Origin of the sequence: uncultured Clostridium sp. (assembly GCF_947039605.1) — a bacterium.
In the GTDB taxonomy this organism is placed as follows: domain Bacteria; phylum Bacillota; class Clostridia; order Clostridiales; family Clostridiaceae; genus Sarcina.
Window position 1 is genome coordinate 16,753 of the sequence record NZ_CAMQZG010000013.1, and the last position, 12,574, is coordinate 29,326.

Sequence of the window (12,574 nt, forward strand, 5' to 3'; positions counted from 1 at the left end):
AAAAATGACACAAATTTTCTAGTGATTGTAATCAACATAATCCCCTCCCATTATTTGTAAATTAATTCCAAATTTGATTTAATTATACTATTATAAAATTTAAAGTCAAGAACTTTTTTAATATTTATAACACTATAATTCGTACTCTATTAATTTTATACTTTTATAGTACTCACTATTCCTTATCTTGTGATTATTTTATAAAATTATTTATTTTTTTTATTCGTACTTATATAATTTAAGACATTTACAAATATACTCTCTACCAAAAAGTTTTTTAATAGCTGTATAAATGAATGTAAACATCATTATAGGTTTGTATATAATTAAAATGTATAAATGAATTAATATAATTTTATGTTTTTTTATATTCTTAAAACTAAGATTATTATTAAGTGCACACCTTATGTTAATTATGCTATAAAATATGAATATAATTGCCCCTAAAATTATTTGTAAATATGTATCTATACTCACATACCCATCCATAAAAATAGAAATTATTAAATATCCAATTCCTGATAAAATTAAAATTATAGAAATATACCCTAAAATAATAGTGTTGAAAAATGCTAAGAAAAACAATTTACTAGTGAAACATCCACTCACTAAAAATTTTATATGTTTTTTCAAACTACTTATAAAACTAGATTGATAACTCATTCTTTCAAGACAACATGAGAAAACATCACTACACCCATCTTTAAAACAAATTGCCCTATCATCATATGTTATTTTTTTATTTTTTTCTTTTGCATACTTATTTAATTGCAATGAAATATCCATACTAGTATTTTTTTTATTTTTAAAACACTTTAATTCAGATATAACTTCTTTTTTATAAACTCCAAAATCACTTGAAACAATTGTCAACGAATTAGCTTTGCTCATTGAATTTCTTATTATATTAAATGTAGCTATATACTCCATAAACTGTGCATATTCAATAAATTTACAATCCGATTTAAATGTAAGCTTACCATCTGCGTCCATATCAATCCCTTGTTTAATCATTATACTTCCACTTGTTGCTATCACATCTTCATTTTGCAAATTCATATTTAATAAAAATAAAGCATCTTGTTTAAGAATAGAATTTGCACCAATCGTAACTAGATATTCCTTAGAGCTAAGTTCTGTTCCTAAATCTAAGCTATAACTACGATTTTCATGCTCTTTATCAACTACATAAATATTTTTAAAAGTTTTTGATTTATAAACTTCTTTCACAGTCTTATTAAGACTTTTTAAAGTACTACTCTCTTTTTCTAATTCTAATAAATATTTAAATTTATCCATTGTATGATCTGTCGAACCATCATTTATAAAAATAATTTCCAAATTAGGATATTTTATTTTTTTTAAATAAGCGATAGCTACTTTTAGATCTTTAACATTATTATAACAAGGTATCAAAATTGATAATCCTTTATATTCCACACTACTTTTCCTAATTTTTTTTGATTCTAAATGTTGTGTATGTCCAACTCTTACATAAATCAAAATTAAAATTATACTCAATATAATTATTATTACTTCAATCAAAAGCTATCACCCCAATTTTCATATAAAATATCTCAAAAGATAATGTATATCATTGGAATTCAATTACGTTCATAATTTTATCATCTTCTGTAAGTAAAATCTATAATATTAAATACTTATTTTTATTTTTCAAACCTTTTATTATTAATACTTCACTATCTTATTCTGATTATATTACTTGACTTATAACTATCACATAATATATAATTTCATATATTAACAATATAATATAGAAAAGCGTTGATTAGGAGTAGTAATATTACTTTGCATCTATAGAGAGCTATGACTTGCTGAAACATAGCGTTGCAAAAATATGAACTTACCTATGAGCTTATGTGCAAAACACATAGGGTCTACCCCCTTATGGTATTCGAGTGAGAAAGTAATTTATTGCTTTCTAATAAGAGTGGTACCGCGATCCCCTTCGTCTCTTAATATAGAGACAAGGGGCTTTTTTTATTTATTTTTAAAATAATTAACATATATCTAGGAGGTTTTTTTATGGGAAACTATAATACTACTATTGATAAAAAATGGCAAACTAAATGGGATGAAACAGGTCTTTATAAATTTGACCCAAATAGTGATAAAGAAAAACTTTATGTTTTAGAAATGTTCTCTTATCCATCAGGAAGTCAGCTTCATGCTGGCCATTGGTTTAACTATGGACCAGTAGATTCATGGGCTAGACTTAAAAGAATGCAAGGATACAACGTATTCCAACCTATGGGATTTGATGCTTTTGGGCTTCCTGCTGAAAACTTTGCTATCAAAACAGGAGTTCATCCTAAGGATTCAACATTTAATAACATAAAAACAATGGAAAAGCAGCTTAGAGCTATGGGAGCTATGTTCAACTGGGACAATACTCTTGTAACTTGTTCAGAAGATTATTATAAATGGACTCAATGGTTATTCTTAGAACTTCTTAAGAATGATTTAGCTTATAGAAAAAAAGCTCCTGTAAACTGGTGTCCTTCATGTCAAACAGTTCTTGCTAATGAGCAAGTTGTTGATGGTGCATGTGAGAGATGTGATTCAGAAGTTACTAAAAAGAATCTTACACAATGGTTCTTTAAAATAACAGATTATGCTGATGAGCTTTTAGATAAACTTGATGGACTTGATTGGCCTGAAAAAACTGTTTCAATGCAAAAGCACTGGATAGGAAGATCAACAGGTTCACAAGTTTCATTCAAAGTTAAAGATTCAGAGTTAAACTTTGATGTATTCACAACTAGAGTTGATACTCTTTGTGGAGTTGACTATGTTGTTTTAGCACCTGAAAATCCTTTAGTTGATGAATTAACATCTGCTGAGCAAAAAGAAGCTGTAGAAGCTTATAAAGAAGAAGCTAAAAAGCAAACTGATATAGAAAGACAATCAATTTCTAGAGAAAAAACTGGTGTATTCACTGGTTCATATGCAATTCACCCTGTAAGTGGTAAAGAAGTGCCTATTTGGGTAGGTGACTATGTTCTTGCCACTTATGGAACTGGAGCTGTTATGGCTGTTCCTGCACATGATGAAAGAGATTTCGCATTTGCTAAAAAATTCAATCTTCCAATAAATAGAGTTATTGCTGCAAAAGATGGTAGTGAAACTGAACTTCCATTCTGCGAGCATGGTGTTCTTGTTAACTCAGGAGAATTTGATGGTTTAACAACAGCAGAGGCTAAAATTAAAATAATCGAATCTCTTGCTAAGAAAAACCTTGGAGAAGAAAAAGTTAACTTTAGATTAAGAGACTGGTTAGTTTCAAGACAAAGATACTGGGGTGCACCAATTCCAATAATCTATTGTGATGATTGTGGAACTGTGCCTGTACCAGAAAAAGATTTACCAATTAAATTACCATATGATGTTCAATTTGCACCAGATGGTAAATCACCACTTGCTAAATCAGAAGAATTTGTAAATACTACATGTCCTTGTTGTGGAAAGCCTGCTAAAAGAGAAACTGACACACTTGATACATTTGTATGTTCATCATGGTACTATTTAAGATACCCTGATAACAAAAACTCTGAAATGGCATTTAATAAAGATTTAATCAACAAAATGCTTCCAGTAGATAAATATGTTGGTGGTCCAGAGCATGCTTGTATGCACCTTCTTTATGCTAGATTTATAACTAAAGCATTAAGAGATATGGGATACTTAAACTTTGATGAGCCATTTAAATCACTTACACACCAAGGATTAATACTTGGACCTGATGGACTTAAAATGAGTAAATCAAAAGGAAACACAATCTCTCCAGATACTTATATCAATGAGTATGGTGCTGATGTATTTAGAATGTACTTAATGTTCGGATTCTCTTATGTAGAGGGTGGTGCTTGGAGTGATGATGGAATTAAATCAGTTCATAGATTTGTAGAAAAAATAGAAAGAAACCTTGATATAGCTAGAGAAGCTATTCAAAAAGGTGAAAACAATAAAACTTCAATGGATAAAGCTGAAAAAGAGCTTAATTTCTGGAGACACAACACAATTAAAGCTGTTGGAACTGATGCTGATAAACTTCAATTCAATACAGCTATTGCTAGAATGATGGAATTTGTAAATGCAATTTCTAAGTATACACAAGAAAAAGAAATGAATCTTACATTCTTAAAAGAAACTTGTGAAGACTACATCAAATTATTAGCACCATTCGCACCTCACTTTGCTGAAGAACAATGGAGCCTTCTTGGAAATGTTGATTCAGTATTCAACATAGAATGGCCAAAATTTGATACAGCTTGTCTTGTTAAAGATGAAGTTGAAATAGCTATCCAAGTTAATGGAAAGATAAAAAATAAAATAATGATAGCCTCAGGACTTGATGAAGAATCAATCAAAACTGCTGCTTTAGAAGATGAAAAAATTAAAGAAGCAACTGAAGGTAAAAATATCGTTAAAGTTATTGTTATCAAAGGTAGACTTGTTAATATAGTTGTAAAATAATATATAATACAAAGAGCGAAATTAGAATTCAAACTCTAATTTCGCTCTTTTTTTACTTTATATAAAATTCTCTACTGATTCCTTCTCATCCCTAATTCGTCTATAATAATTACCATAAGTAATATTAGTATATGGTATTAAGAATATCCCACCTAGTCCAAATGTAAATCCAACTAATATTCCCCATCCTAGAAAACTAAGATTTAAAAGTATATACTCTCCCACTCTCCCCTTCATTAATTCTCTACTTTCTTTAATACATTCAATTATCCCCTTATTAGGGTCTTCTGTAAAAATAAAAAATGACTGAGAAAATATACTGTTAACTGCCAATACTAAAATTGAGATTCCTAAAACACCTATTAATATCATTGGTATAATTAACCCAACTGACCCTGTAACCGCTACAAACATAATTATAATTATCATAGGAATATAGATTAAAATAATGGTAATTATACCTTGTATTGCATACAAACCTGTTGCTTTTAAAATATATTCAAACCCTGAAAATATATCTGTAAATTCATTTCTTCCATCAATAAAATTCAAAGTAAATCTACTCAAACCAAATGTTATTACTCCTCCTAAGAATAACGTAGCTCCCATCACTAACATACTAACCATTGGTATTGGTATAAACTCTCCAACAAGATTCACTACCAGACCCATACTTGAAATTACAAGGAACGCTAATATAGCACTTCCCCATCTTCCTTTTAATTGACTTTTACTTAAATTTTTAATTTCTGCTCTCATAAATTCATACCCCTTTATGTATTTATTTGTTAATTTAAGTATATATCATTAAAGAGTATTGTAAACCACTTTATAAGATATGTAATATTTTAGTAATATTATATTGCATATTTTATAATCTTTATAAAAAAATCTAGATAAGATTTTCTTACCTAGATTTACCTTTAATTATTCAAAATTCTCTCTAACTCTTTTAATACCTTTAAAGCTTCATTTCTTCTTAGCTTTTTAATATTTTTTACTTGTCCAAGTTTATCTACATTATCAAAGCACTTCTTTGTCATTTCCATCCACTCATCCGGCATATATACCGACATAAGCTCTTCCATAGGACAACTTAAAAGAAATTTTTCAACCCCAAAGAAAGAATATTCCTCTATATCATGTAATTCAATTAACTTTTCATAGTCATATGCTATATCTTCACTAATTTTATAAGAATATATATCTGCAAAAAAGAAATCAAATTGTTTTCTCTCTGCCTTAAATCCATTACCTTCAATTATTTTCACTTTTGAATTTGATGGAAAGTTTTTATTATATAAGTCTATGACATCCCTATTTATCTCATAAACTATAACTTCACTTACTTCTTCTTTTTTAGCTATTTCTTGAACATAAAAACCTAACCCTAGACCTAGAACTCCACATTGTCCATGAGCCTTACGAATAGATTCTTTGGTCCCTTGTATTTCTCTAACAGATAAATCCATAATCAGTTCATCATTACATCTTAGTTCAATAGGACTTTCAGTTAACATCTTTCTTCTTTTATAAATATAGCCATCTGTAATTTTTGGAACCTTAGTATAAACTATCTCTATATTATTAAACTTTTCTTCTTTTAGAAATTTTTTATACTCTTTTATCTTGCTCTCGCAACTCTCTGCACTATATGATGTCATATTATTGCTCCTATTCTATACTTATATTTATTCATAGAACTATTATACCATCGACAAAATAACTATCAACGATTTTTTTCATTATACTATATATATCGGTCATTTTATTACAAATTTTATTAAGATTCTATAAATTTTAACTTTACTATCGAAAGTTATGTCACCTTAATATGGTAATAAGCTATTATCAAATATAATTTCTTTTTCTTTTACACTACTTTCCACATTTATTTTAACCTTTGAGAAATTAAATTTTTTTAAATACTGCTCCTCATAACCTCTTCTTGTAGTTTCGTATACTTCAAAATTATTTTGATTTATTACCTCACCAAGTTCTTCTAAGGTATCCCTAGCCGCTAATTTTTTAGCTAGCACTTCCCAAAAAACTAACTCATTATATTCATTAATTAAATCGTTATCTATATCCATATCATATCCTAAATTGCCTACTTCATTTATAGCCTCATCCCCACACTTTGATATAAGATTAAATAAAGCTTCTTCCTCTGCCTCTGAAATACCTTTATTCACCTTATTTTTTATATGTGCACCAAGAAGACTTATTCTTTTTATTATTTCAAAGTCTTTTTTTCTTAAATTTCTTAAATTATTTATTTTAGCACTCAAAACTTTTGCCCCCTTGCCTATATCTCATTAATAATTTTACCATTATTTGGTATTTTTTTGAAGTATAAATTTATATTTTCATTTATTTACTAAAAAGTATATTTAAAATACTATTTTTTTAAAAGTTCTATTGATTTTATTTTTCAATATTATATAATAGAATTACCTTAGTTATTTATTAACTAAATAAAAGAAAGAGGTGTCATAAAAATGGAAAAAGTTTTAATGAGTGAAGAAGCTTACAAAGATTTTAAAAGTTTCTTAGATGAAAACGACGTAGATGATTATACAATAAGACTAGATTTAGCTGGATATGGATGTAGTGGTCCAGCCTTCAATATAAGTGTTGATTCAAAACTTGATGGAGATATCGAAGAAAAAGTTAACGATATTACTTTTATCATAGATGAAGAATTAATAAAAGACTTTGGTGGATTTAAAATACTTTCATCAGCAGAAAATGAAGGAAATGGTTTAGCACTTAAACCTTTCATTGAAGCAGAAGGTGGATGTGGAAGTTGTGGTGGTGGATGTCACTAATTTAGTGCATTCAACATTACTATAAAAAATTACCGTATCAATTAATTTTGATACGGTAATTTTTTTATTTATATCTATCTATATCTCTTTGTATATCTAGTAATAAATTAGTAAGCTCTGATACTTCACTATCCTCTATAAGCTTATTTAACATCATTTGATACCTTGATGCCTCTGCCACTCGTCCGAGTGATATAAGCGTTAATATACTATTCATTACATTGGTTATTATCTCTGATTTTACTTCAAAAAGTTTTTGTGCATCTTTTATCTCATCTTTTATCTCTAGCATTTCTTCATCAAGCATAAAAGCTGCATCTGCTGCTTTTTTAAGCTTATTCTTGATGTCTATTGGAACATTCTTTTTATACTTATAATTTAAAGAGTGCTCTATTGTTGCCCAAAAATTCATTGCTAGTGTTCTTATTTGGAATTCTGCTAATATTATTCTTGGTCCCTCAGCCATATTAACAGGATATTTTATAACAACATGATAGCTTCTATAGCCACTATCCTTAACATTTCTAACGTAGTCTTTTTCATAAAGAATAGTCATGTCTTTTCTTTCTCTAAGTATTTCTATAACTCTATCAATATCATCAACAAATTGACACATTATTCTTATCCCAGCAATGTCCTCCATTTCATATGGTAATCTATCTACTGGTATATTATACTTATTTGCCTTCTCTAAAATGCTTGAAACTTCTTTAACCCTTCCTGTAACAAACTCGATAGGTGAATATTCATTTCTTCTTCTATACTCTTTTCTAATACTTCTTAACTTAACCTTTAATTCCTCAACTGCTTGTTCGTAAGGTGTTAAAAATTGCTTCCAATTCTTTACAGCCATAACCTCACCCTCTTTTATATATTTCCAATTTATAATTATAACAAAAATACTACTAAAACTAAATATATTCTAACCGATAATTATAATATTATGAGTTAATTCTAGAAAGGGTGTTGTAATTTGACTAATTTATGTAATTCGATAAAAAATAATACTAATAACTCTGTAGAAGAGGAAAAAAAACTACTTTTTGACAAAACAGTTACTTGCCCAGTTTGCAACAATACATTTAAAAGTAAAGCTGTTAAGGTAAATGCTCCAAGAATAGATAAAAAAGATTCTGATTTTTTCACAATATACAAAACTATTAATCCCTACTTTTATGATGTATGGATTTGTAATGACTGTGGCTATTCTGCACTAAAAATTGATTTTGATAATATTAAAGGTAAACAAATTGATTTTATTTTAAAAAATATAACTCCTAAATGGAATAAAAAGAACTATCCTGATACTTATGATGTGTACATAGCACTTGATAGATATAAACTTGCTCTTATAACATCATCAATTATAATGAAGAAATCTAGCACTAAAGGTATGATTTGTTTGAAAATTGCTTGGATGTATAGAATTATCGATGAAAAAACTTTAGAAGATTCATTTTTAGAAAAAGCTTTATATGCTTTTAAAGATGCTTATTTAAATGAAACTCTACCTGTTTATGGAATGCAAAAACCAAACATACTTTATGTAATTGGTGAACTTCACAGAAGGCTTGGAAACTTTGACACCTCTATTAAAAATTTCTCACTTGTTTTAATTGATGAAACTGCTAGTCATAGATTAAAAGAACTTACTCGTGATATGCGTGATTTAATAAAAGAAGTTAGAGAAAAAGAAACTAACTTATTGGGTTAAACACTAAAATAAAAAGATGAATTTATGAGTATAAAAGAAGTTACTCCACTAACTAATATCAGAGTTTTCTTTTATCTCATTTTTTAAAATACTTCTTAAAATTCTAAACTTTCTACAAATTCTCCATCTAGTAGGTACTCTATTCTATTGCAAACCTTAGCAACATTAGGGTCATGAGTTATTATTATTATAGTTTTTCCTTTTTCTTCATTAAGTCTTTTCAATATACTTATAATATTTGATCCATTTCTTTGATCTAATGCACCTGTCGGTTCATCAGCCAATATTAAATCTGTATTCTGTGCCAAAGCTCTAGCAATAGCAACTCGTTGTTGTTCACCTCCCGATAATTTATTTATAATTTTATCCTTCAAATTGGTTAATCCAACATACTCTAAAGCTTCTAAAACATTCTTTTTCAACTCAGATTTAGGCATCTTTCGTACCTTTAAAGGCAATCCAACATTTTCAGCTACAGTGAAATCCTTAACAAGCGCAAAGTTTTGAAATATAAAAGCAATTTTCTCATTTCGCAGTTTAAAAACTGAATTTATATTTTTTCTATTTATCTCAGTTCCATCAAAAAAATATTTTCCCTCAGTTAAAGAATCCATACATCCGATAACTGATACAAGAGAACTTTTTCCACATCCACTCGGTCCCATTATTGCAATTAATTCACCTTTTTCAACTTTAAAATTTATATTTTCAAACGCAGTTGTTGGCATTTTATCTACATCAAAGACTTTTTTAGCATTTTCTAAAATAATTAACTCACTCATCCCTTAACCCTCCTATTAAATTAGCAGTTGAAAACTTTCTCAAATAAAGTAACGATATAAATATTGTCATCATCGTAATAGCTATCAATACAATGCTAGATATAACTATTGTTAATATCCTATTTTCATTCAAGAAATACATAAATGAATACTTTGTAAAATGATAACTGATAGGAATTCCTATAATTGAAGCTATTAAAAGAACCTCACTAAATTCTTTTAATAATTGATTAAATATTATTCTACTAGTTCCTCCAACTGAATATATTATTCCTATCTTATTTTTATTTCTATCTATAACAAATAAAATAATACTATTTATAGCTAAAATACTTATAAAACTCATAAAAATAAATTTCATTTTATTTAAATAATTTTGATTTGTTGCATTTTCTGAGTTAAAAAATTGCACTTTGTCTTCTTCAAAAGTTTTTGCTAGCTCTATAGATGTGATAGAATTAATCTCTTTTTTCAAAGTATTTATATTAAAACTATTCTTATTTGAAGTCAATATCCCATAATTCATAGATACTAAATCTTTATTTGGAACAACAATAGCTGAATCTAAAGGTCTAAAATACATTGTAGGTGATGGCCCATCAACATAGAAAACATCTTTTTCAAAAAAACCTATAACTCTAAAAGTTTGATCAATCTTCTTTATTATATCTCCCTTTTTAAATCCTTCCTTATAATTATTCCCTAAAATAACTGGTGTTGTTTTATCATCAGCAAATGATTTATCAATATCTAATCTCTCGCTAAGAAATTGTAAATAACCATAATTCATATTTACAATTTCTATAGAATCTTTAAAATCCTCTACAAAACCTCTCTTATATTTTTCTAATTCTTCATCAAAATCTTCTTTTGGGAAAAATATACTTTCGGCAACTAAAAAGCTGATATTATTTTTCTCAATATTTCTTTGTATTATTGATTTAAACTTCTGCATTACATTATCTTTATTTTGAACTTGCAAATCATGTGTAATATTTAAAAGAAGAAATATTCCACTATCTACTGGTAGATTCTCATTATATTTATCAGTAAAGTTTTTTTCAAAATTTATAGAACTCATAGTTTGTGAAAAAATTGCTCCCCATGAAACAAGTATAGTTAAAAATATACTATAAATTAACTTTGATTTTTTAAAACCAAAAAATATTTTTTCAAACATAACTTCACCCCTTGCTATCTACGTATAAAAGATTTTCTCGTAAGGCAATAACACTTGTAACCAAACTAACTACTGAAAGTACCAAAGAACAAATTATTACTATGAATCCTCCTGTATATGGAGTGTTTATATATGCTATTATAGGTATAAAATAAGATATGCAATAAGTTGCTAGTAGACTTATCCCCCCTAAAAACACTAACCTTTTAAACACATATATTATAAGATTAACATTAGAAAAACCAACCATCTTAAAAACTTTAAACATCATTTTATTTTTGTCTACCCATAAAATTGTAAATATACTTAGAATAGCTATTGCCATAACACTACCTAAAAATAGAGCTACTAAATTTTCTTTATTTTTTAATATATTAGCGCTTATTATAGTTTTTATTCTTGATTCCTCATAAGGATAAAAATTATAATCATTAGTCTCCACGTTTCTCGATATCTTCATCAAATAATTCTTATTTTCTATATTATTTATATTTTTATATGGTACAATTACATGATTAATTAATTCATAATTTTCTAAAATCCCAATCACTTCAAACCATTCATCTAAACTAGCTATGTAAAACATTTCTTTTCCACTCTTCTTCTCAACATATCTCTTTAAATTTTCAGATATTATTATTTTTTTACTTCCCTGCCTTATATCTTCCTCACTAAAAACAGTTCCATCAATTTTCAGCGAATCATTTTTTTCTAACTTAGCACTATTTGTTGCTACAAACTTTAAAGCTAAATAATTACTATTATTCATTTGAAATTCTGGCACACTAGCAAATGCATACACATCAGAATTATTTAACCCTCTTAATAATTCTTCAAACGTAATTATATCTTCTGTATATAACTCTTTATAATAACTTTGAAACTTTCCCCATTGATATTCAAGGTAAGTATCCTCAACTATTTTGCTTACACTAATAATAATAAGCATATTAATAAATGTAAAGCCTACTATTAAAAAAATATTTAATTTATTTTTAAATATTTTCACTGTATTCCCTCCTACTAATAATAGATAAAAGTCTATTTAAGCTAAATGATTCTTACTCAAGTATGACTATAAAAAAACAAGTGTACAACAAATGTCTTTTTCTGCTGTATTAGTTATTCTATTTATCTAAAAATGAGAAAGAACCATCTAAATACCCCTTACCTTTTCAAAATTATTGATAAACTGCTTGAGTATATCCGTTATAAGAACTATTATTTGTTGAATGCATAGCTTCCCATACTTTTACATCTGTATTTGAATAACTCTGCACAGTAGTTTCCTTATCACGTGTTGGTCCATATTTTCTAGATGTATAATCTGGAACTCCTGTTTTATTATATGCTAGTATAGATACTTTAACAGAGGATTTTCGCTTCTCAGATATTTCGGTAGTTGTTGCATTCCCTGTGTTCCTTACAGTTGAATAAACAGTTCCTTTTATTGCTGAATACTCAAGACTCCAAGACTTCGTCTGCTGTACTGCAAAAACAGTCATGCTACTTCCTAGCAAGATTAGAGTTGTTAGTGCAAAAATTTTGCCTTTTTTAATCATTAATTTCA

The 12,574-nt window shown here is 27.6% G+C and carries 12 protein-coding genes and 1 other annotated feature; of the genes, 3 read left to right on the forward strand and 9 right to left on the reverse strand.

Translation table 11 applies throughout. The features are described 5' to 3' along the window. Window positions 1–219 precede the first annotated feature (219 nt). Window positions 220–1,521, reverse strand: coding sequence for a glycosyltransferase (locus tag Q0V24_RS06445; RefSeq protein WP_297519618.1), 1,302 nt, complete (start codon window positions 1,519–1,521; stop codon window positions 220–222). 255 nt (window positions 1,522–1,776) lie between these two features. Continuing rightward, window positions 1,777–1,980 (forward strand) — a binding site (T-box leader). A 66-nt stretch (window positions 1,981–2,046) separates the two neighbouring features. Here Q0V24_RS06445 and leuS point away from each other — a divergent pair. After that, entirely contained in the window at window positions 2,047–4,497 is a 2,451-nt protein-coding gene (gene leuS / locus Q0V24_RS06450) for a leucine--tRNA ligase (protein ID WP_297519620.1), read from the forward strand. Between the two features lie 57 nt (window positions 4,498–4,554). On the opposite strand, the gene Q0V24_RS06455 is transcribed toward leuS, so the two are convergent. From Q0V24_RS06455 to Q0V24_RS06465, 3 genes are all read right to left on the reverse strand, one after another. Next, window positions 4,555–5,256: a DUF975 family protein gene (locus Q0V24_RS06455; RefSeq protein WP_297519622.1), complete on the reverse strand. Its 702-nt coding sequence runs from the start codon at window positions 5,254–5,256 to the stop codon at window positions 4,555–4,557. A 164-nt stretch (window positions 5,257–5,420) separates the two neighbouring features. Further along, a complete protein-coding gene (locus Q0V24_RS06460; protein WP_297519624.1) occupies window positions 5,421–6,161 on the reverse strand; it encodes a hypothetical protein in 741 nt (246 codons plus the stop codon). 165 nt (window positions 6,162–6,326) lie between these two features. After that, window positions 6,327–6,788 carry a hypothetical protein gene (locus Q0V24_RS06465; RefSeq protein ID WP_297519626.1) on the reverse strand — a complete coding sequence of 154 codons (462 nt, stop codon included), beginning with the start codon at window positions 6,786–6,788 and terminating at the stop codon, window positions 6,327–6,329. Between the two features lie 210 nt (window positions 6,789–6,998). Between Q0V24_RS06465 and Q0V24_RS06470 the strand changes: the two genes are divergently transcribed. Then, on the forward strand, window positions 6,999–7,328 hold the full coding sequence (locus Q0V24_RS06470; RefSeq protein WP_297519628.1) for a HesB-like protein: 330 nt from the start codon (window positions 6,999–7,001) through the stop codon (window positions 7,326–7,328). Window positions 7,329–7,392: 64 nt separating this feature from the next. Here Q0V24_RS06470 and Q0V24_RS06475 read toward each other — a convergent pair whose 3' ends face one another. Further along, the gene (locus Q0V24_RS06475) at window positions 7,393–8,181 is read right to left on the reverse strand and encodes a GTP pyrophosphokinase family protein (RefSeq protein WP_297519630.1); all 789 of its coding nucleotides are present in this window, start codon (window positions 8,179–8,181) and stop codon (window positions 7,393–7,395) included. Window positions 8,182–8,301: 120 nt separating this feature from the next. Between Q0V24_RS06475 and Q0V24_RS06480 the strand changes: the two genes are divergently transcribed. Then, a complete protein-coding gene (locus Q0V24_RS06480; RefSeq protein WP_297519632.1) occupies window positions 8,302–9,042 on the forward strand; it encodes a DUF2225 domain-containing protein in 741 nt (246 codons plus the stop codon). Window positions 9,043–9,137: 95 nt separating this feature from the next. On the opposite strand, the gene Q0V24_RS06485 is transcribed toward Q0V24_RS06480, so the two are convergent. From Q0V24_RS06485 to Q0V24_RS06500, 4 genes are all read right to left on the reverse strand, one after another. Continuing rightward, window positions 9,138–9,824 (reverse strand): ABC transporter ATP-binding protein, encoded by a 687-nt coding sequence (locus Q0V24_RS06485; protein ID WP_297519633.1) that lies wholly within the window; start codon window positions 9,822–9,824, stop codon window positions 9,138–9,140. Continuing rightward, on the reverse strand, window positions 9,817–11,004 hold the full coding sequence (locus Q0V24_RS06490; protein ID WP_297519635.1) for an FtsX-like permease family protein: 1,188 nt from the start codon (window positions 11,002–11,004) through the stop codon (window positions 9,817–9,819). The genes Q0V24_RS06485 and Q0V24_RS06490 overlap by 8 nt, the downstream gene beginning before the upstream one ends. A gap of 4 nt (window positions 11,005–11,008) precedes the next feature. Further along, on the reverse strand, window positions 11,009–12,013 hold the full coding sequence (locus Q0V24_RS06495) for a hypothetical protein (RefSeq protein WP_297519637.1): 1,005 nt from the start codon (window positions 12,011–12,013) through the stop codon (window positions 11,009–11,011). A 172-nt stretch (window positions 12,014–12,185) separates the two neighbouring features. Then, the gene (locus Q0V24_RS06500) at window positions 12,186–12,566 is read right to left on the reverse strand and encodes a hypothetical protein (RefSeq protein WP_297519639.1); all 381 of its coding nucleotides are present in this window, start codon (window positions 12,564–12,566) and stop codon (window positions 12,186–12,188) included. Between the last annotated feature and the right edge of the window lie 8 nt (window positions 12,567–12,574).

Excerpts from the sequence above, each read along its gene's own strand:
- Q0V24_RS06475 (WP_297519630.1), bottom strand. The coding sequence starts at position 8,181 with ATGGCTGTAAAGAATTGGAAGCAATTTTTAACACCTTACGAACAAGCA.
- Q0V24_RS06455 (WP_297519622.1), bottom strand. The coding sequence starts at position 5,256 with ATGAGAGCAGAAATTAAAAATTTAAGTAAAAGTCAATTAAAAGGAAGA.
- Q0V24_RS06470 (WP_297519628.1), top strand. The coding sequence starts at position 6,999 with ATGGAAAAAGTTTTAATGAGTGAAGAAGCTTACAAAGATTTTAAAAGT.
- Q0V24_RS06460 (WP_297519624.1), bottom strand. The coding sequence starts at position 6,161 with ATGACATCATATAGTGCAGAGAGTTGCGAGAGCAAGATAAAAGAGTAT.
- Q0V24_RS06485 (WP_297519633.1), bottom strand. The coding sequence starts at position 9,824 with ATGAGTGAGTTAATTATTTTAGAAAATGCTAAAAAAGTCTTTGATGTA.
- Q0V24_RS06490 (WP_297519635.1), bottom strand. The coding sequence starts at position 11,004 with ATGTTTGAAAAAATATTTTTTGGTTTTAAAAAATCAAAGTTAATTTAT.
- leuS (WP_297519620.1), top strand. The coding sequence starts at position 2,047 with ATGGGAAACTATAATACTACTATTGATAAAAAATGGCAAACTAAATGG.
- Q0V24_RS06500 (WP_297519639.1), bottom strand. The coding sequence starts at position 12,566 with ATGATTAAAAAAGGCAAAATTTTTGCACTAACAACTCTAATCTTGCTA.